A 19,965-nucleotide genomic window follows, 5' to 3' on the forward strand; every position below is an offset into this window, starting at 1 on the left:
TGATCGTGCCGCCTCCGCCCGCTGACCGTACCGTCCCGGGGTGTCGCGGCAAAGCCGAGGGTCCATGCCGTACGGCATGGACCCTCGGTGAACCCGGCTCGGGCCGGACCGTTCCGTATCAGACGGAGACCAGATCGCAGACGAAGATCAGCGTCTCACCCGGGCCGATGCGGCCACCCGCGCCGCGGTCGCCGTACGCGAGGTGCGGCGGGATGGTGAGCTGACGGCGTCCGCCGACCCTCATGCCCTGCACGCCCTTGTCCCAGCCGGCGATGACCTGGCCGGCACCGAGCCTGAACGGAAGCGGAGCGCCGCGGTTCCAGGAGGAGTCGAACTCCTCGCCGGTGGAGAAGGCCACACCGACGTAGTGGACCTGGACATTGGCGCCCGACGTGGCGACCTCGCCGTCGCCCTCCCAGATGTCCTTGATCTCCAGGTCGGCCGGCGGCTCGCCACCCGGGAAGTCGATCTCGGGCTTCTCGATGCTCACGTGAAACTGCTCCTCAAAATGATGAACGGTACAACCGGGACAGTCTTACACCTTCGAGAGGATGTCCACGGCGAAGACCAGCGTGGAGTTCTTCGGGATCCCCTGCTGCTCCTGGGCTCCGAAGGCCTGGTCCGGCGGGATCACGATCAGGACCCTGCTGCCCACCTTCTTGCCGACGATGCCCGTCTTGAGGCCCTTCAGCGTGAGCTGCGGCAGCGGGAAGGTCGTGGTGCGGCCCGTCTTGTACGTGCTGTCGAACTGCTTGGCGTCCTTCCAGAGGTACGCCGAGTAGTTCAGCACGACGGTGTCGGTGTCCTTGACCACATCGCCCTTGCTCTCCAGCACGTAGTCGGAGACCAGCTTCTTCGGCGGGTCGGTCCCCTTGGGGATGGTGACCTCAGGCTCCTTGCCGTCGTCGTTCGTGCCGACCTGCGGCAGCGCCTTGTCGTCCTGCGGGACCGCGGTGCCCTTGGCGGAGGTGGGGACCTTGGTGGCCTTCAGGATGTCGACGACGAAGACCAGTGTGGAGTTGGGCTTGATGTCGCCCTGCCCCTGGGAGCCGTAGCCCAGCTCCGGGGGGATCCCCAGCTCGACGCGGCTGCCGACCTTCTGGCCTTCGAGACCCTGGTCCCAGCCCTTGATGACCATCCCGGCGCCGACCGTCAGATCGAACGGCTGCTTCCGGTCGAAGCTGTTGTCGAAGGGCTTGGCCGAGTCCCAGGTCTGGCCGAGGTAGTTGACCTGGATCGCGTCGCCCTTCACGACCTTCGCGCCGTCACCCTCCTTGAGGACATCGACCGTCAGCTTCTTCGGCGGATCCCCCTCCCCCTTGTCGAGGGTCGGCTTCTGTCCGAACTTGGCGCCCTCGCTGATCGCGGGGAGTCCGTTCTTGGACGAGGTGGAGTCGGAGCCTCCGTCGCCACCGCAGGCCGCTGTCGACAACAGCAGCAGGGGGACGACGATCAGGCCGGCAAGTCGGCGCACGTGTTCCTCAGATCTCAGACGGCACAGTAGCTGCCCACTGTAGGGCGTGACACGGGCCCCGTACGCGATACGTACGGGGCCCGGGCCGCATTCCACCCATGCATGTCAGCCGGCCGTTGACAGAAACGCTCACATACCGGCGATGAGCTTTTCCACCCGTTCGTCCACCGACCGGAACGGGTCTTTGCAGAGCACCGTGCGCTGTGCCTGGTCATTGAGCTTGAGATGGACCCAGTCGACCGTGAAGTCCCTGCGCTGCTCCTGGGCGCGGCGGATGAAATCGCCGCGCAGCCGGGCCCGGGTGGTCTGCGGAGGCACCGACTTGCCTTCGAAGATCTTCATGTCGTTGCAGATACGGGCGGCCTGCCCCTTCTTCTCCAGCAGGTAATAGAGCCCGCGGCGACGGTGGATGTCGTGGTAGGCGAGGTCTATCTGCGCGACCCGGGGATGCGACATGGTCATATTGTGCTTGGCCCGGTACCGCTCGATGAGCTGGTACTTCATGACCCAGTCGATCTCCGTGGAGATCCGGTCGAGGTCCTCGGACTCGATCGCGTCGAGCGTACGGCCCCACAGTTCGAGGACCTGCTCCACGGTGCCGGTTCGGATGCCGCGGCGGTCCACGAAGTCCACGGCCTTCTCGTAGTACTCCCGCTGGACCTCCAGGGCGGAGGCCTCCCGGCCGCTCGCGAGCCGCACCTTGCGCTGGCCGGTGAGGTCATGGCTGACCTCGCGGATCGCCCTGATCGGGTTCTCCAGGGTGAGGTCGCGCATCACCGTGCCCGCCTCGATCATGCGCAGCACGAGATCGGTGGCGCCGACCTTGAGCAGCATGGTCGTCTCGGACATGTTCGAGTCGCCGACGATGACATGGAGCCGGCGGTAGCGCTCCGCGTCGGCGTGCGGCTCGTCCCGGGTGTTGATGATCGGACGGGAGCGGGTCGTCGCCGAGCTGACACCCTCCCAGATGTGCTCGGCGCGCTGGCTGACGCAGTAGACGGCGCCCCGCGGCGTCTGGAGCACCTTGCCCGCGCCGCACAGGAGCTGACGGGTGACGAGGAAGGGGATGAGAATGTCCGCGAGCCGGGAGAACTCTCCGTGGCGGGCGACGAGGTAATTCTCGTGGCAGCCGTAGGAGTTTCCCGCCGAGTCGGTGTTGTTCTTGAAGAGATAGACGTCGCCCGCGATTCCCTCCTCGTGCAGGCGGCGTTCGGCGTCGACGAGCAGGCCTTCGAGAATGCGCTCGCCGGCCTTGTCGTGCGTGACCAGTTCGGTCACGTTGTCGCATTCGGGTGTCGCGTATTCCGGATGCGATCCCACGTCGAGGTAGAGGCGGGCGCCGTTCCGCAGGAAGACATTGCTGCTGCGGCCCCATGACACAACACGGCGGAAGAGGTAGCGCGCCACTTCGTCAGGTGACAGTCGGCGCTGTCCCCTGAACGTGCACGTGACGCCGTACTCGTTCTCCAGCCCGAAAATGCGGCGGTCCATGTCTGAACATTACGCCTGATGACCTGAGCTGAAACCGGGTTCGACCGCACCGCTTGGATCATTTTCCGTCGGAACGGTGGAGTCGGGCGCACCGCCGGGACGTGCGAGGACCCGCTGTGTGGCCAGCAGGACCAGCAGCGCGGCGGTGCCCGCGGCCCCCGCCACCCCGAAGCTCGCCGACGTGCCGCCCAGTTCGACGGCCGGGCCCGCCGCGGCCGTTCCGAGCGCGGCGCCGACGCCGAAGGTCGTCACGAGCCAGGAGAACGCCTCAGTGACGGTGCCGCGCGGCGCGTGCCGGTCCACGACGATGAAGGCGCAGGCGATCGCCGGCGCGAGGAAGACACCGGCGAGCGCGGCGAGCCCGGTCATCGCGAGAACGCCGGGGGTGAGCGTCAGCGGCAGGTAGCAGAGGGCGAGCAGGGCGGTGATGGAGAGCAGCCGGCGTTCGGGGGTGTTCGTCCACCGCCGGGCGCCGTACACGAGTCCGCCCACCAGCGCGCCCAGGCCCAGGGCGGCCATCAGCCAGCCGTAGACGGACTCGCGGCCCTGGTCGTCGGCGTACGCGACCCCCGCGACCGTGATGGAGCCGAGGGCCATCCCGATGAAGAGGAACGCGCCCAGCAGGGCGAGCAGTCCCGGCGAGCGCAGGGCACCGAGCCAGTGCGCCTCGCGGGGCGCCGAGCGCCAGGCGCGGGAGGGCTCGGACAGGACGACGGAGAGCGCGCCGAGCACACCGATCGCGTTGAGGGCGAGGAGCGCGGCGGCCGGTGACCAGAGCGCGACGAACAGGGTGACGAGCAGGGGGCCGACCGTGAACATGACATCCTGGGCGATCGCGTCCATGGCGTACGCCCGGTGCACCCGCTCCTCGGCGCCCAGGACACTGGGCCACAGTGCCCGCAGCCCGCCCTCCAGGGGCGGTGTGAAGAGCCCTGCGACCGCCACGCCGGTGTACGCGGGCACCGGGCTGTCGCCGCCGGCGCCCGCGACGACGAGCAGCACGGCGCCCAGGGCAGACACGAGCGCGGCGGGGAGCTGGACACGGGGCTGCCCGTACAGGTCCACGGCGCGGCCGAGCAGCGGCTGCCCCACGGCGTTGCCGATGCCGTAGACGGCCGCGAGGGCTCCGGCGAGGCTGTAGCTGCCGCCGCCCGCCCGGACGAGCAGGACGATCGCGATGGGGGCGGTGGCGTTCGGCAGCCGCCCCACGAGTGTGCCGGTGAGCAGCCGCGCGGCGTGCGGCGCCTTGATGATGTCTGCGTACCCGGTGGCTCCAGCGGCCATGGCCCGCCTCTCCCTGTCTCCCCGTTTCCCGGCGCGCCGGGTTTTACGTATAACGCCTTGGCCCATACGTACCATGTGCCCAGTACGCGGGTCCACCGCGATTCCCGCCCGCGTCGGAGAACGGCAGTCATGACAGAACATTCGGCCAGGCCCACCAGCAGGGACGTGGCCCGGGCCGCGGGCGTCTCCCAGGCCACGGTCTCCCTGGTCCTCGGCGACAAGTGGCGGGGCAGGGTCTCGGAGCGGACCGCCGGGCTCGTCAGGGAGGCGGCGCGCGCCCTGGGCTACCGGCCCAATCTCGCCGCCCGCAATCTGCGTATGGGCACCACCAGGACGGCGCTCCTGGTGGTGCCCGCGCTGACCAACGACTTCTTCGCCCGGGTCTACACCGGCGCGGCCGAGGTCGCCGCCGAGCACGGCTTCGGGGTGGTCCTGTACCCCTCGCCCGAGGGGATGGGCCCCGCCAGGGACCCGTTCGCCTCGGCGCGGGCCGCGCTCGACGGGGTGATCGCCTCCTCGATGGCGACCGCCGCGCTCGACGCGATCAGCGGTACGGACGGCGCCGATCTGCCGCTGGTGATGCTCGACAGCGATCCGGAGGCGCCGGGAGCCGCCGCCCGGGTGAATGTCGCCATCGCCGACGGCATGCGCCGGGTGACGGAGCACCTTCTCGGCCTCGGCCACCGGCGGCTGGTCCATCTCGCGTCCGCCGTCGACTCCTGGACCTTCCGGGTACGGGCCGAGGCCATCGCCGCGGCGGTACGGGACGTGCCGGACGCGATCGTACGGACGGTCTCCGCGCCCCTGGAGGTCGACGCGGGCCGGGAGGCCGCCGAGCGGGCCCTCGCGGCGCCGGGGCCCCGGCCCACGGCCCTGGTCTGCGACGGCGACGTCCTGGCCGCGGGGGCCTGCAAGGCCGTACGGCGGCTCGGGCTGCGCGTCCCCGAGGACATCTCCGTCACCGGCTTCGACGATCTGGCCCTGGCGCGGGCGGTGGAGCCGGAGCTGACCACCGTACGGCTGCCCGCGGAGCAGGTGGGACGGCGCGGGATGACGGCGCTGCTACGTGTCCTGGACGGGCGGCGGCCGGAGACCGGCGACCTGCCGGTCACGCTGGTGGTCCGGGGCTCCACGGCACCGGCACCGCCCGCCGCCGCCGGAGAGTGAGAGCCGGGGCCTGGGCAGAGAACCGCACGCGCCCCTGGCGTGCCTGTGCCCCGGAGCGCGTGGGCGGTCCGGGGCACGGGCGGGGCGGCTACTTCTTGCCGGTGTCGTCGTCCGGCTTGTCGGAGACGTCCGGCTTGCCGGAGACGTCCGTGGCCGGAGTGCCGGCGTCCGGAGTGTCGTCCGCCGGGAGCGCGGTCGCGCCGCCGGGCTCCTCCGTGTCCGACGGGGCGTCCGTCGGGGTGGAGGCCGCTCCGTCCGCCTCCAGCAGGCGGGAGAGCTGCCGGCCGACGATCCGCTTGAACTTGCGCTGCTGCGGTCTCGTACGGTCCAGGACGGCCACTTCCAGCCGCTCGGCGGGAATCTCCCGCTCGCCGCCGTTGGTGTCCCGGGACAGCGCCTGTACGGCCAGCTTCAGCGCCTCGGCGAGCGACATGCCGTCGCGGTGCCGCTGGTCGAGGAAGGTGCTGATCTGCTCGGAACTGCCGCCGACCGCGACCGAGCCGTGCTCGTCGACGATCGAGCCGTCGTGCGGCAGCCGGTAGATCTGGTCCCCGTCCGCCGTGGCGCCCACCTCGGCGACGACCAGCTCGACCTCGTAGGGCTTCTCGGCGGAGCTGGAGAAGATCGTGCCGAGCGTCTGGGCGTAGACGTTGGCGAGTCCGCGGGCCGTCACATCGTCACGGTCGTAGGTGTATCCGCGCAGATCCGCGTAGCGGACACCGCCGATGCGCAGATTCTCGTACTCGTTGTACTTGCCGGCGGCTGCGAAGCCGATCCGGTCGTAGATCTCGCTGAACTTGTGAAGCGCGCGGGACGGGTTCTCACCGACGAAGACAATGCCGTCGGCGTACTGGAGCACTACCAGGCTGCGACCGCGGGCGATGCCCTTGCGGGCGTATTCCGCCCGGTCGGCCATGGCCTGCTGGGGTGAGACATAGAACGGCGTCGACACCGGCTATCCGTCCCTTTCTGTCAGTGGCATGTTTGTTCAGAAGAGGGGGCGTCAGAGCAGCGCGGCACGCGGGCCGTCGGGCTGTTCGAGCCGGCGCTCCAGGATCGACCGGGCGATCTCGGCGGATTCGTCGTCGCCGAGCTTCCTGAAGCCGTCTTCGGTGATGACGGTGACGATCGGGTAGATCCGGCGGGCCACGTCGGGGCCGCCCGTCGCCGAGTCGTCGTCCGCCGCGTCGTACAGCGCCTGGACGACCAGGGTGCACGCCTGCTGCTCGGTCAGCTCCTCGTGGTAGAGCTTCTTCATCGCCCCGCGGGCGAAGATGGATCCCGAGCCCGTGGACGCGTACCCGGGCTCCTCGGAGCGGCCGCCCGTCACGTCGTACGAGAAGATGCGCCCCTTACCGCGGTCCACGTCCCACCCCGCGAAGAGCGGTACGACGGCCAGGCCCTGCATCGCCATGGCCAGATTGCTGCGGATCATCGTGGAGAGCCGGTTGGCCTTGCCCTCCAGCGAGAGCTGCGCCCCTTCCACCTTCTCGAAGTGCTCCAGTTCGAGCTGGAAGAGCTTGACCATCTCCACGGCGAGCCCGGCCGTGCCCGCGATGCCCACGGCCGAGTACTCGTCGGCCGGGAAGACCTTCTCGATGTCGCGCTGGGCGATCATGTTGCCCATCGTGGCCCGCCGGTCACCGGCGAGTACCACGCCGCCGGGGAAGCTCACGGCGACGATCGTCGTGCCGTGCGGGGCCTCGACGGCGCCCTGCAAGGGCGGCAGGACACGCTTGCCGGGCAGCATCTCCGGCGACTGGTGCGAGAGGAAATCCATGAACGAGGACGAGCCGGGCGTCAGGAAGGCTGCCGGCAGACGCCCGGTGTTACGAGGGTTGGCTTCCACACGTTTCCTTCCGGATGGGCGGCGGCCCGCTCGGGCCGGGCCGATCTTCAGTCTGTGCACGGACCTTACCCGCGCCGTCGCCGGTCATCCGCCCCGGTGCGACCGGCTTTCGCCGGTGGCCCCGGGGACGGACAACGGGTCCTACTGACCGCCCTTTTGGACGAAGGACCGCACGAAGTCCTCGGCGTTCTCTTCGAGCACGTCGTCGATCTCGTCGAGGACGGAGTCCACGTCGTCCGACAGCTTCTCCTGGCGCTCCTTGAGGTCCTCGGATGCCTGCGCTTCCTGCGCCTGCTCCTCGGTCTCCTCCGTGGAACGCGTGGCCTTCTGCTGTCCGCCGCCGGTGTCCTTGGTCGCCATAACCCTCACCCCGCTCGGTTCGCCCCGCTGGATGTGACCTTCAAGATCCGACCCTACAAGGAGGGTCGGACATCGGCCCCGCACTTCCCTCAACGCATGGGGGCCACCCTGATCATTCCCATGCCGGAACCGTTTCAGCCTCCGGACAGCACCTGGACCAGCTCCTCCGCCGTGCGGCAGCGGTCCAGCAGCTCCTTGACATGGTTGCGCGTGCCCCGCAGCGGCTCCAGCGTGGGCACCCGCTGCAGCGAGTCACGGCCGGGCAGGTCGAAGATGACCGAGTCCCAGGAGGCTGCGGCCACGTCGTCTGCGTACTGCTCCAGACAGCGGCCCCGGAAGTACGCCCTGGTGTCCTCAGGAGGCTTGGTCCTGGCCCGCTCGACGTCCTGGTCGTCCAGCAGGCGCCGCATCTTGCCGCGGGCCGCCAGACGGTTGTACAGGCCCTTCTCGGGGCGTACGTCGGCGTACTGGAGGTCCACGAGGTGCAGCCGTGCCGCGTCCCAGTCCACGCCGTCCCTGCGCCGGTAGCCCTCCAGGACCTCACGCTTGGTGATCCAGTCCAGCTCGCCGGAGAGGCTCATCGGATCGTTCTCCAGCCGGTTGAGCGTGTCCTCCCAACGGCCCAGCACGTCCTTGGTCTGCTCGTCGGCGTCGGCGCCGTACCGCTCCTCGACATACTTTCTCGCCAGCTCGTAGTACTCCATCTGGAGCTGTACGGCGGTGAGTGTCCGGCCGCTGCGGAGCGTGACCAGCCGGCCGAGCGTGGGGTCGTGCGAGACCTGGTGCAGCGTACGGACCGGCTGGTCCACGGCCAGGTCGACGTTGATGAAGCCGTCCTCGATCATGGAGAGGACCAGCGAGGTCGTGCCGAGCTTGAGATAGGTGGAGATCTCCGAGAGATTCGCGTCGCCGATGATCACATGCAGCCGGCGGTACTTCTCCGCGTCCGAGTGCGGTTCGTCGCGCGTGTTGATGATCGGGCGCTTGAGCGTCGTCTCCAGCCCCACCTCGACCTCGAAGTAGTCCGCGCGCTGGCTGATCTGGAAGCCGTGCTCGTGGCCGTCCTGGCCGATCCCGACCCGGCCCGCGCCCGTGACGACCTGCCGGGAGACGAAGAACGGTGTCAGATGGCGCACGATGTCCGAGAACGGGGTCTCCCGCTTCATCAGGTAGTTCTCGTGCGTGCCGTAGGACGCGCCCTTGTTGTCGGTGTTGTTCTTGTACAGGTGGATGGGCTGGGCGCCGGGAAGCAGCGCCGCGCGCTCGGCGGCCTCCGCCATGATGCGCTCGCCCGCCTTGTCCCACAGGACGGCGTCCCGCGGGTTGGTGATCTCCGGAGAGCTGTACTCCGGATGGGCGTGGTCCACGTACAGCCGGGCGCCGTTCGTGAGGATCACGTTGGCCAGGCCGATGTCCTCGTCGGTGAGCTGGCTGGAGTCCGCCGTCTCGCGGGCGAGGTCGAAGCCACGGGCGTCCCGGAGCGGATTCTCCTCCTCGAAGTCCCAGCGGGCGCGGCGCGCCCGGTGCATCGCCGCCGCGTAGGCGTTGACGATCTGGGACGAGGTGAGCATGGCATTGGCGTTCGGGTGGCCCGGGACGGAGATGCCGTACTCCGTCTCGATGCCCATTACTCGCCGTACGGTCATGCGGCCCTCCTTGCCCGGCGGCGCTCCCCTCCGGGAGCGGCGCTCAAGTACCGCTTTCTCTCCGACGCGTGTGCGGTGCCCGGTCCCGCACTGCGCGACGTGGCGGTACGAACGAGCCTAGAACGCCTCCGCGCCGACGGGGAGATCATTTTCTTCATTGGCCTGGTGTGGTGGTTGGCCCGGAGTGCGGGTGTGGTGGGAGGTACGGGGAAAACAACCGGCTGCGGATGCCCCTGGAAGGCATCCGCAGCCGGTCCGCGCTCCTACAGGTACTGACCGGTGTTGGCCACCGTGTCGATCGAGCGTCCGGTGTCCGCGCCCTGCTTTCCGGTCACCAGGGTGCGGATGAAGACGATCCGCTCGCCCTTCTTGCCGGAGATACGGGCCCAGTCGTCCGGGTTGGTGGTGTTCGGCAGGTCCTCGTTCTCCTTGAACTCGTCCACGCACGCCTGGAGGAGATGGGAGACCCGAAGGCCCTTCTGGTCGTGGTCGAGGAAGGCCTTGATCGCCATCTTCTTCGCCCGGTCCACGATGTTCTGGATCATCGCGCCGGAGTTGAAGTCCTTGAAATAGAGGACTTCCTTGTCACCGTTGGCGTACGTGACCTCCAGGAAGCGGTTCTCCTCGGACTCCGCGTACATCTGCTCCACGACGGACTGGATCATCCCGTGGGCCGCGGCCTCCTTCGAGCCGTTGTGCTCGGAGATGTCGTCCACGTGCAGCGGCAGCGTGGGCGTCAGGTACTTCGCGAAGATGTCCTTCGCCGCCTCCGCGTCCGGACGCTCGATCTTGATCTTCACATCGAGCCGGCCGGGCCGCAGGATCGCGGGGTCGATCATGTCCTCACGGTTGGAGGCGCCGATGACGATGACGTTCTCCAGGCCCTCCACCCCGTCGATCTCGGCGAGGAGCTGCGGGACGATGGTGTTCTCCACGTCCGAGCTGACACCGGACCCACGGGTACGGAAGAGGGATTCCATCTCGTCGAAGAAGACGATGACGGGAGTGCCCTCGCTGGCCTTCTCCCGGGCACGCTGGAAGACCAGGCGGATGTGGCGCTCGGTCTCACCGACGTACTTGTTGAGCAGCTCGGGACCCTTGATGTTGAGGAAGTAGCTCTTCCCCGCCGGACGTCCGGTGACCTCGGCGACCTTCTTCGCGAGGGAGTTCGCCACCGCCTTGGCGATCAGCGTCTTGCCGCAACCGGGCGGACCGTAGAGCAGGATGCCCTTCGGCGGCCTCAGTTCGTGCTCCTTGAAGAGGTCCGGGTGGAGGTACGGAAGCTCGACCGCGTCCCTGATCATCTCGATCTGGCCGCCCAGGCCGCCGATCTTGTCGTAGTCGACGTCGGGGACCTCTTCGAGGACCAGCTCCTCGACCTCGCTCTTGGGAACCACTTCATAGACGTAGCCGGAGCGCGGTTCGAGCAGCAGGGCGTCGCCGGGGCGGATGGTGATGTCCAGCAGCGGCTCGGCGAGCCGCACCACCCGCTCCTCGTCGGTGTGCCCGATCACCAGGGCGCGCTCGCCGTCCTCAAGGATCTCCTTGAGGGTGACGATGTCCCCGGCCCGCTCGAATTCCATGGCCTCGACCACGTTGAGCGCCTCATTGAGCATGACTTCCTGGCCACGCCGGAGCTCGTCGAGCTCGACGCCCGGACTGACATTCACCCGGAGCTTTCGGCCCCCGGTGAAAATATCGGCCGTGCCGTCCTCATTGCTCTGCAGGAAGACCCCGAAACCGGCCGGCGGCTGTGCGAGCCGGTCGACCTCTTCCTTGAGGGCCACGATCTGGTCGCGGGCCTCACGCAGCGTATTGGCGAGCCGCTCGTTCTGCGCGGACACACCCGCCAGGTTCGTTTGCAACTCGACGATCCGCTCTTCGAGAATTCTCGTATGCCGCGGAGAGTCGGCGAGCTTACGTCGCAGGACGGCGATTTCCTGCTCGAGATAGGCAACCTGGCCGGCTGGGTCTTCGGACCCCCGCCCGGGCCGGATGCCGCGGTTGATGTCGTCGTCGTGGGCTGCCACGGTCCTCACCTCCTCCAAGGGGAGCTGGACGCTTCCTGACCCTACCTGGGTGGGTGATGATTGAAACCCCTAGATCACAAAGACTGTCGGGGTGTGACCGATCTTCACCCTTGCGCTCTCCCTCACGCCAGGGGAATACCCACCCAGGAACATCGGAAAGCGGCCGGTTGTATCGTCGAAGCGGTCAACACCCGTCAGGGCTGGCGCGACTTACCCCGTCACGCGCCGTCCGACGCAGAAAAAACGGCAGGAGAGATGACCGTGCAGCAGGAGGCTCCCACCGAAGGCGTCACCGAGACCGGTGAGCCGCTGGAGGTCTGGATCGACCAGGACCTCTGCACCGGCGACGGGATCTGCGCCCAGTACGCGCCGGACGTCTTCGAGCTGGACATCGACGGCCTGGCCTATGTGAAGAGCGCCGACGACGAACTGCTCCAGTCGCCCGGGGCCACCACGCGCGTACCGCTACCGCTCCTGGCCGATGTGGTGGATTCGGCCAAAGAATGCCCGGGCGACTGCATCCATGTACGCCGGGTGACGGACCAGGTAGAGGTGTACGGCCCGGACGCCGCCTGACCTCCGTACCTCGGAAGCACCCGGAGCGAGCGGTCAGCTGCTGCGCGCTTCGGGTATTTCCGTGCGCAGGAACGCGCCGTTTTCCCACTGCCAGGAGACGCGTTCCTCCTGGTCGGGGCAGCAGCGCGGCACGGAGGACGCCGAGTAGCCGAACAGGGTGGCCAGGATCACACCGTCATGGATGGTGAGATCCTGCCCGACGGTCCACTTGCCCCCTGGGTCCACCAGAGTGGCCACGAGCCGGGGCACGTCCCCCTCCGCCCGCGTCAGCACGTACACCCCGCTCGGCGGGGTACCCACACCCGAGTCGCAGCGGACGACCGCCACGGTCTCCGGGCTGCCGTCCCCATCGAGATCTCCGGACGCCTTCTGGGCGACGACCGTGCCCACCGTTCCGCCGCACTCCAGGGGAAAGTCGACGCCGGCGGGGTCGGGGGCGGGCAGCGGAGCCCGCGCGGCGGGCCCCGCGGCGTTTCTCAGGCCCTCCTGGTCCGTCTGGGAGGCGGTGGCGGGACCGGGCTGGAGCAGCCCCGCCAGCGCCACGACAGCCGCCATCGCGGTGGCCGTGGCGAGCCAGTGGATCGGGCGGGGCCGGGTGTGCGCGAGGTCCGGCGCGTCGGAGATCTGCACGCGGAGTGTCTCCTGTGAAGGCGGTGCCGGTGAGTAACCAACGGTGTGTGGGGGAGTCAGCATCGTGCCACACGTCACACGGTGACGGAACAGCGGGGTGCGTAAGCCCAACGTAAAGATGCCACCGCCCAGTTCCCCCGTACGAACGGGAACCGGGCGGCGGCAGCGTCGTGTTGACACGCCCCGGAGGGTGTCCAGTGCCGCGACCGGCAATGTTTGCCCCGAAGGGAGCGCCCGCCGCGGAGCGGCTGGTGTCACCGCGGTGCACTGCGCTCGCTTCGCTCGCTCCGTCTCGGCGCTTTGATTCATCCCGCGGATGCCGAGCGCGATCGCGAGGCGGCCGGAAGTCCTTGGACGGGGGCCCCTCCCCTGCTCGAACGGAGTTGGGAGCTTGGGGAAGGAGCTACCAGGGCTTTTGGCCGACACCGCGAGCGTGCGTGCATGGCACCTCCCCGCAGACGGGACTTCGGAATGACTCGTCTAGCGTGCGGCTCCGCCGCTCGCGCTGCCCGGACCGCTGTAGTCGTCGCCGTACGCGCCCTTCGCGGGGCGGCGGCGGCGCAGAGGCGGCTCGACACCGTCCGCGAGCCGGCGCGCGGTCACCAGGAAACCGGTGTGCCCGATCATCCGGTGGTCGGGCCGGACCGCCAGCCCCTCCACATGCCAGTTACGGATCATCGACTCCCAGGCGGCCGGCTCGTTGAACGTGCCGAACTCCCTGATCGTCTCCACCGTACGCGCGAGTTGCGTCGTCGTCGCGACATAGGCACACAGGATGCCGCCGGGAACCAGCGCCTTGGAGACCGCCTCCACACACTCCCACGGGGCGAGCATGTCCAGAATGACGCGGTCGACATCCGTGTCCGACAGGTTGTCCTGAAGGTCACCGACCGTCAGCGTCCAGGCGGGGTGCGGCTCGCCGAAGTAGCGCTCCACGTTCTGCCGCGCGATGTCGGCGAAGTCCTCACGCCGCTCGTACGAGTGCAGCATGCCCTGGTCGCCGATGACCCGCAGCAGAAAACTGCTGAGCGAGCCGGAACCCACCCCCGCCTCGACGACCCGGGCTCCGGGAAAGATGTCGGCGAAGGCCAGGATCTGGCCGGCGTCCTTCGGATAGACCACGGCGGCACCGCGGGGCATGGACAGGACGTAGTCGGGGAGCAGGGGGCGCAGCGCGAGATAGGCGACGTTCCCCGTGGTACGGACAACACTGCCCTCGGGAGCACCGATCAGCTCGTCGTGCGGGAAGGACCCTTTGTGGGTGTGGAAATTCTTCCCGGCTTCGAGCGTGAAGGTGTAGTGGCGTCCCTTGGGGTCGGTGAGCTGAACCTGGTCCCCGACTTTGAAGGGGCCGCGACGTCGGGCGGCACCGGTCGGTTCGGACATGTTCGAAGCTTAGCCCCTCTTTTTGGGGGCTCGTTCGCCTCCGGGGCGTTTATGTCGGCGCCGACGGTCGACAGTGGCATAAAGCGCCCCGGAGGCGAACGAGCCCTCAAAAATCACTGCGGCCGGGCCATGGCGGAGACGAAGGCTCGTTCCACGTCGGCCGTGGAGAGGACGCCGTAGATCTCGCCGGTCTCCTCCAGCACCAGGTACTCCGTCGCCGGGCTGGCCCTGAGGCGTTCCAGGAGGGCTTCTCCCGCGAGGTCCGCCGGGACCTTCATGCCTTCTGTGAGGTCCTGCGCGAGGCCGCTCACCGCGACCCAGGGGCGGCGGTGCTGGGGGACGCCGACGATCGCGGACTCGCGGACGAGGGCGGTCGGGTCGCCGTGGCCGTCCACGACGACCAGGGCGCGGGCGCCCGCCTCATTGGCGCGGCGCAGTGCCTCGGAGAGGGGGGTGGCGGATTCGACCGGGACCGCGCGGCGGGTGAGGGCGCGGGCCTGGAGTTCGGGGAGGTGTTCGCGCAGGCGGGCCATCCGCAGGCTGTTGCCCGCGCCGGTCCAGATGATCGCGGCCAGGATCGCGGCGAGCAGCGCGTCCATGACGGTCTCCATGCCGCCGACGTCCGCGGCGGAGGTGCCGAGTGCACCCGTACGGGTGAGGAGCGGGAGGCCGATGAGGACGGTGACGGCGAGCGCGCGGCCGACCCAGGCGGCGGCGATGGTGCCGCTCATGGGCTTGCCGGTGATCTTCCAGACGACGGCGCGCAGCATCCGGCCGCCGTCCAGCGGGAGGCCGGGCAGCAGGTTGAAGACGGCGACGATCAGGTTGGAGATCATCAGCCCCGCGAGCAGGACGCCGGGGACCGTGCGGGCCTCGACGGCGAGCAGGCCGAGGTAGAAGAGGCCCGCGAGGACCAGGGAGAGGAGTGGTCCGACGAACGCGAGGACGAACTCGCGGCCGGGTGTCTCGGACTCCTTCTCGATCTCGGAGACCCCGCCGAAGAACTGGAGCTGGATCCGGCGTACGGGCAGCTTGAAGCGGAGCGCGGCGACGGTGTGGGCCAGCTCGTGGACGAGTACGGAGGCGTAGAAAGCGACTGCGAAGAACAGGGAGACCAGGTACCGCAGGGCGCCCAGTTCCGGCAGGACCCGTTCGAGCTGACCGCCGAAGATCCAGGTGATGAGCGCGGCCACCAGGAACCAGCTCGGGGCGACGTAGACGGGCACGCCGAAGGGGCGGCCCATGAGAATGCCACCGCCGGGGTCTTCACGGCGCGGCGGCTTGCCACCGGGGCCCGTGTCCCCCTTGCCGGGCTGCGGCATCCTGCCCTCGCCGCTCTCGTCGTCCTCTTTCACGGGTTCCCTTCGTCGGCGGCGTCGCTCGCTCGATGATGTGGTGCGAGTGGCTCTGTAGTCGATGGTATTCGGCTCGCTGTCAGTGGCGGGCCGTAGGGTCTGCGTCATGAGTACGAGCAAGCCGCCCACTTCGCTGTCGCCGTCGCGTGCGAGCGACTTCATGCAGTGCCCTCTGCTGTACAGATTCCGGGTGATCGACAAGCTGCCGGAGAAGCCGAGCGAGGCCGCCACGCGCGGCACGCTGGTGCACGCGGTGCTGGAGCGGCTTTTCGACGCGCCGGCCGCCGAGCGCACGGCGCCGCGGGCGAAGGCGCTGGTGCCCGGCCAGTGGGACCGGCTGCTGACCGCCAGACCCGAGCTGGGTGAGCTGTTCGCGCAGGACGCGGAGGGTGAGCGGCTGGCGGCGTGGCTGGGGCAGGCGGAGCAGCTGGTGGAGCGGTGGTTCTCGCTGGAGGACCCGACGCGGTTGGAGCCCGCCGAGCGTGAGCTGTTCGTCGAGACGGAGCTGGAGTCGGGGCTGCGGCTGCGCGGGGTGATCGACCGGGTGGATGTCGCGCCCACCGGCGAGGTGCGGATCGTCGACTACAAGACGGGCAAGGCGCCGCGTCCGGAGTACGCGGAGGGCGCGCTGTTCCAGATGACGTTCTACGCCCTGGTGGTGCGGCGGCTGAAGGGGGTGCTGCCGCGCCGGCTCCAGCTCGTCTACCTGGGCAGCGGCGAGGTCGTGACGTACGACCCGGTGGAGGCGGATCTGGAGCGGGTGGAGCGCAAGCTGCTGGCGCTCTGGCAGGCGATCGAGCTGGCCACGGAGACCGGCGACTGGCGGCCCCGGCCCACGAAGCTGTGCGGCTGGTGCGACCACCGGGCGGTGTGTCCGGAGTTCGGCGGCACGCCGCCGGTCTATCCGCTGAGTGTGAAGCCGGTGGAGGCCGCGGTGGACGCACCGGTGCAGGCACCCGCGCAGGCCGCGGTGGAGGCGCCCGCGCCCGGCTGACCCGGGGCAGGGGCGTCAGGGCAGAATGGGGCTGTCTAGTGAAGGAGTTGCCCCGTGACTGTCCGCGTCCTACTGGTCGACGACCAGCCGCTGCTGCGCACCGGTTTCCGGATGATCCTGGAGGCCGAGCAGGACATCGCGGTCGTCGGCGAGGCCGGGGACGGCCTCCAGGCCATCGACCAGGTCCGCGCGCTCCAGCCCGATGTGGTTCTGATGGACATCCGCATGCCGCGGATGGACGGGGTGGAGGCGACCCGCCAGATCACCGGCCCCGGCCGGGACGGTCCGGCGAAGGTGCTGGTCCTGACCACGTTCGACCTCGACGAGTACGTGGTGGAGGCGCTGCGCGCGGGGGCCAGCGGCTTCCTGCTGAAGGACGCGCCCGCCAATGAGCTGGTGCAGGCCATCCGGGTGGTCGCGGCGGGCGAGGCGATGCTCGCGCCGAGCATCACGCGCCGGCTGCTCGACAAGTACGCGGACCATCTTCCGTCGGGCGAGGATCCGGTTCCCGACACACTGCACACCCTGACCGAGCGGGAGGTCGAGGTGCTGAAGCTGGTGGCGCGCGGGTTGTCCAACGCGGAGATCGCGGCGGATCTGTTCGTCAGCGAGACGACGGTCAAGACCCATGTGGGGCATGTGCTGACGAAGCTGAGCCTGCGCGACCGGGTACAGGCCGCGGTGTACGCGTACGAGAGCGGGCTGGTGCGCCCCGGCGCCCAGTAGCGGCCGTACGGACGCCGTACAGGCGCCGTACAGGCGCCGTAGGGCGCACGACGAAGGGCTGCCGGGGTTCCCCGGCAGCCCTTCGTCGTCGGTGGATCCGGCGGATCAGTTTCCCTGGCCCAGCTCCCACAGGTGGAGTTCGGCGGACGAGTTGACCGCCCACTCCACACCGGAGATCTCGGTGCGGGACGCCACGTACTGCTTGCCCTGCCAGAGCGGCAGCACCGGCACCTCGTCGGCGACGAGGTTCTGGATCTGGCCGAACGTCTTGGTGGCCGCGCTGCGGTCGGCCTGCTTCCGCGACTCGGGAAGCAGCTCGGTCCGGATCTTCAGGTTGTCGTACGGACTGTTCAGGAAGTTGGGCTTGTCGAAGAACGGCCCGACGTAGGTGTCCGGGTCCGGGAAGTCGGGGAACCAGCCCATCCCGTAGACGGCGTACTCGCCCTTCTGCCCGTTCGGCCGGAAGTCCTTCCACTCCGTGCCCTTGATGTCCACATCGAAGAGCCTGGTGGCGTTGAGCTGGTCCCTGAGGGTCTCGAACTCCTTGCCCGTGGCCGAACCGTAGTGGTCGGTGGTGTAGTTCAGCGTCAGCTTCACCGGCGTCGTGATGCCCGCGCCCTCCAGCAGCTCCGCCGCCTTGGACACGTCACCGTCGCCGTACTTGTTGAAGAACGGGTTCGTGTGGGTGGCCACGGTCGACGGGACGAGCGAGTACAGCGGCTCGGCCATGGCACCGTACGCCTTGGTCACGATCTGACCGCGGTCGATGATGTACGCGATGGCCTGGCGTACGGCCTTGTCCTTCACGAGCGGGGCGTCGGTGTCGAACGCGAGGTAGCGGATCTCCAGACCCGGCATCTCGGTGAGCTGGATGTCGTCCCTGGGCTTCTCGATCAGCGCCTGGACCTGCTCGGGCGACATGGCGCGGGTCATCATGTCGATGTCCCCCGCGTCGAGCGCCTTGCCCATGTCGTCGGGGGTCTTGAAGGGGCGCAGCTCGACCTTGTCGTTCTGGATCTTGACACTGCCCTTGTAGTCCGGGTTCCTGGTGAAGATGGCCTTGACGACACTGTCGCCCTCGACCTCGGTCTTCAGGGTGTACGGGCCCGAGCCGGAGAGGTCGAAGCCGGTCCGGACCTTCTTCGCCGGGTAGTCCTTGGCGCTGACGATGCCGGCCACCGGGGTGGTGAGCTTGTAAGGGAAGGTCGCGTCCGGCGACTTGAGATGGAAGACGATCTTGCGGGCGCCGTCGGACTCCATCGTGTCGATGTTGCCCAGCAGGGTGGCCACACCGCTCTCGTCCTGGATGTCCAGGGCGCGCTGGAAGGAGAACTTCACGTCGTCGGCGGTGATCGCGTCACCCCCGGGGAACTTGAGCCCCTCGCGCAGCGTGCAGCGGTAGCTCTCGTTCGCCCGGTCCGTGAAGCCGCACTCGGACGCCGCGTCAGGTGTCGGCTTGCCGCCGCCGCGCGGGACGGAGACCAGCGTCTGGACGACCTGGCGCAGGACGTTCCAGGTGCCGGTGTCGTACGCGAAGGCCGGGTCCAGGGGCGCGGGGCCGTCCTTGGTGGCGATGTACTGGTCCGTCGTGCCCACGACAATGGCCTTCCCGCCGCCGGAGCCACCGTCCGAGCCCCCGCAACCGGCGAGCACGGGCACAAGCAGGCCGAACGCGGCCGACAGCGCCAAAGTCTTGCGGTTCATCCTGGACGTACTCCCTCATCCGGCACTGAGATACAGCGGTGCTGACGAGACTCCGCCGCGTCCACCCGGTCGGGGCAGTGCGATCGGGCCGGGATACAGGGCGATCGGTCCTGTGTACATGGCGACTTGGTGGCCGTCGGGGACACGTCGTTGATACGGCGAAGTACTCGCGACGAGATTAGTCGGACGCGCCGGTAATGCCGGACCCGGGCCGATCGGAATCGCAATCGGACAGTGATCGGAAATAGCGGCGCGTCGATATCCGGGCGGGGACGTCTTTCTTCCGGGCCGCCCCAAAGCAGGACACATGCGCACAGCCAGGCCCACCAGGGACGGCCATGGATCAGCACCACCCGCCCCTGTCGATGAGCGCGCAGGTGATAAAGGTCACTCCCCCGCCCTTTTACGGGGATCATGAATGCGCCACGTGAAGTGACGGAAAATATCCAGGCCAATGCCGACAGTTCCCATGGCGCATTTCATCGCGACGCTCAGTGCACGGGTCGGTCCCCGTGCGTCATCAGAGCACGCAGGAATGCCAGGTCCACCTCTTCGAGCGAGCCCACGACGGTTCTCCGGTCGGCCGGGGCGATCGGGGCCACGGACGGTACGGCGACCACGCGGCATCCGGCGGCCTCGGCGGCGGCCACCCCGGTGGCGGTGTCCTCGATGACCGCGCACCGCGCCGGATCGGCGCCCAGACCGCGCGCGGCGAGCAGATACGGGTCGGGGTGCGGCTTCGTACGGGGCACCTCGTCGCCCGCGACGGTGAGGGCGAAGAACTCCGGTCCCAGCGAGGTGAGGACGCGGTCGATGATGCGCCGGTGCGAGGCGGAGACCAGGGCCGCCGGCACCTCGTGCGCGGCAAGTTCGGTGAGCAGCCGGCGCGCGCCCGGCATCAGGGGGACACCGCGTCCGATCAGGTCCTCGAACGCGTCGTTGAGCCGGACGGTCAGCTCGGCGAGGGTGATGTCGGCGCCGGTGGCCTCGATCAGGAAGCCGGCGCTGCGGCTCATGGGCCCGCCGACCACCACATCGCGCCAGGCCTCGTCGAGGACGTGTCCGAGGTCCTTGAAGACCTCGACCTCCGCGTCCCACCAGAATCCCTCGGTGTCGACCAGGGTGCCGTCCATGTCGAGGAGAACCGCCTGCAGAGCGGAGCCCTCGGCCGTTCGGGTCAAGGACGCGGGGACCGTACTGGTCATCCGGCACACCTCCGTGAGGGACGAGAAGGCCGGTCACCTTACCCGGGGGGCATTCCCGCCGGGACAGGCGACCGGCCTGCGCTGGGCC

At 69.0% G+C, this 19,965-nt stretch carries 18 protein-coding genes; 4 read left to right on the forward strand and 14 right to left on the reverse strand.

Translation table 11 applies throughout. The features are described 5' to 3' along the window. Positions 1–118: 118 nt before the first annotated feature. The 4 genes from ACIQ7D_RS20410 to ACIQ7D_RS20425 form a co-directional block, all read right to left on the reverse strand. Complete coding sequence (locus ACIQ7D_RS20410; protein ID WP_403939420.1) at positions 119–490, reverse strand: FKBP-type peptidyl-prolyl cis-trans isomerase; 372 nt, start codon at positions 488–490, stop codon at positions 119–121. Positions 491–535: 45 nt separating this feature from the next. Then, the gene (locus tag ACIQ7D_RS20415; protein WP_403939422.1) at positions 536–1,474 is read right to left on the reverse strand and encodes an FKBP-type peptidyl-prolyl cis-trans isomerase; all 939 of its coding nucleotides are present in this window, start codon (positions 1,472–1,474) and stop codon (positions 536–538) included. Between the two features lie 129 nt (positions 1,475–1,603). After that, positions 1,604–2,965 carry a Pup--protein ligase gene (gene pafA / locus ACIQ7D_RS20420; protein ID WP_384999938.1) on the reverse strand — a complete coding sequence of 454 codons (1,362 nt, stop codon included), beginning with the start codon at positions 2,963–2,965 and terminating at the stop codon, positions 1,604–1,606. Positions 2,966–2,974: 9 nt separating this feature from the next. Next, positions 2,975–4,249, reverse strand: coding sequence for an MFS transporter (locus ACIQ7D_RS20425; protein ID WP_403939424.1), 1,275 nt, complete (start codon positions 4,247–4,249; stop codon positions 2,975–2,977). A gap of 129 nt (positions 4,250–4,378) precedes the next feature. On the opposite strand from ACIQ7D_RS20425, the gene ACIQ7D_RS20430 reads away from it, so the two are divergent. Further along, complete coding sequence (locus ACIQ7D_RS20430; protein ID WP_403939426.1) at positions 4,379–5,416, forward strand: LacI family DNA-binding transcriptional regulator; 1,038 nt, start codon at positions 4,379–4,381, stop codon at positions 5,414–5,416. 88 nt (positions 5,417–5,504) lie between these two features. Here ACIQ7D_RS20430 and prcA read toward each other — a convergent pair whose 3' ends face one another. From prcA to arc, 5 genes are all read right to left on the reverse strand, one after another. Further along, positions 5,505–6,368, reverse strand: a complete 864-nt coding sequence (gene prcA, locus ACIQ7D_RS20435) for a proteasome subunit alpha (RefSeq protein WP_403939427.1) — start codon at positions 6,366–6,368, stop codon at positions 5,505–5,507. Positions 6,369–6,419: 51 nt separating this feature from the next. After that, positions 6,420–7,265, reverse strand: coding sequence for a proteasome subunit beta (gene prcB, locus ACIQ7D_RS20440; protein WP_403939429.1), 846 nt, complete (start codon positions 7,263–7,265; stop codon positions 6,420–6,422). A 141-nt stretch (positions 7,266–7,406) separates the two neighbouring features. Then, a complete protein-coding gene (locus ACIQ7D_RS20445) occupies positions 7,407–7,625 on the reverse strand; it encodes a ubiquitin-like protein Pup (protein ID WP_030754525.1) in 219 nt (72 codons plus the stop codon). Positions 7,626–7,759: 134 nt separating this feature from the next. After that, a complete protein-coding gene (dop, locus tag ACIQ7D_RS20450; protein ID WP_403939432.1) occupies positions 7,760–9,271 on the reverse strand; it encodes a depupylase/deamidase Dop in 1,512 nt (503 codons plus the stop codon). A 263-nt stretch (positions 9,272–9,534) separates the two neighbouring features. Further along, a complete protein-coding gene (arc, locus tag ACIQ7D_RS20455) occupies positions 9,535–11,301 on the reverse strand; it encodes a proteasome ATPase (protein WP_403939434.1) in 1,767 nt (588 codons plus the stop codon). Positions 11,302–11,556: 255 nt separating this feature from the next. Here arc and ACIQ7D_RS20460 point away from each other — a divergent pair, with 255 nt between their 5' ends. Further along, positions 11,557–11,877 (forward strand): ferredoxin, encoded by a 321-nt coding sequence (locus ACIQ7D_RS20460; protein WP_403939436.1) that lies wholly within the window; start codon positions 11,557–11,559, stop codon positions 11,875–11,877. Positions 11,878–11,910: 33 nt separating this feature from the next. Here the strand turns inward: ACIQ7D_RS20460 and ACIQ7D_RS20465 are convergent, their stop codons facing one another. The 3 genes from ACIQ7D_RS20465 to ACIQ7D_RS20475 form a co-directional block, all read right to left on the reverse strand. Continuing rightward, positions 11,911–12,507: a hypothetical protein gene (locus ACIQ7D_RS20465; RefSeq protein ID WP_403939438.1), complete on the reverse strand. Its 597-nt coding sequence runs from the start codon at positions 12,505–12,507 to the stop codon at positions 11,911–11,913. Positions 12,508–12,987: 480 nt separating this feature from the next. Further along, positions 12,988–13,893 (reverse strand): tRNA (adenine-N1)-methyltransferase, encoded by a 906-nt coding sequence (locus ACIQ7D_RS20470; protein WP_403939439.1) that lies wholly within the window; start codon positions 13,891–13,893, stop codon positions 12,988–12,990. 113 nt (positions 13,894–14,006) lie between these two features. Continuing rightward, positions 14,007–15,215: a site-2 protease family protein gene (locus ACIQ7D_RS20475; RefSeq protein WP_403939695.1), complete on the reverse strand. Its 1,209-nt coding sequence runs from the start codon at positions 15,213–15,215 to the stop codon at positions 14,007–14,009. Between the two features lie 193 nt (positions 15,216–15,408). Here ACIQ7D_RS20475 and ACIQ7D_RS20480 point away from each other — a divergent pair, with 193 nt between their 5' ends. Together ACIQ7D_RS20480 and ACIQ7D_RS20485 are read left to right on the forward strand one after the other, a co-directional pair. After that, positions 15,409–16,242, forward strand: a complete 834-nt coding sequence (locus tag ACIQ7D_RS20480) for a RecB family exonuclease (RefSeq protein ID WP_403939697.1) — start codon at positions 15,409–15,411, stop codon at positions 16,240–16,242. 54 nt (positions 16,243–16,296) lie between these two features. Beyond that, on the forward strand, positions 16,297–16,968 hold the full coding sequence (locus tag ACIQ7D_RS20485) for a response regulator transcription factor (RefSeq protein WP_041991370.1): 672 nt from the start codon (positions 16,297–16,299) through the stop codon (positions 16,966–16,968). 105 nt (positions 16,969–17,073) lie between these two features. Here ACIQ7D_RS20485 and ACIQ7D_RS20490 read toward each other — a convergent pair whose 3' ends face one another. Continuing rightward, positions 17,074–18,672: an ABC transporter substrate-binding protein gene (locus ACIQ7D_RS20490; RefSeq protein ID WP_403939441.1), complete on the reverse strand. Its 1,599-nt coding sequence runs from the start codon at positions 18,670–18,672 to the stop codon at positions 17,074–17,076. A 491-nt stretch (positions 18,673–19,163) separates the two neighbouring features. Next, positions 19,164–19,877 carry an HAD family hydrolase gene (locus ACIQ7D_RS20495; protein WP_403939443.1) on the reverse strand — a complete coding sequence of 238 codons (714 nt, stop codon included), beginning with the start codon at positions 19,875–19,877 and terminating at the stop codon, positions 19,164–19,166. Positions 19,878–19,965: the final 88 nt, after the last annotated feature.

The organism is Streptomyces sp. NPDC096310 (assembly GCF_044763125.1).
GTDB lineage: Bacteria > Actinomycetota > Actinomycetes > Streptomycetales > Streptomycetaceae > Streptomyces.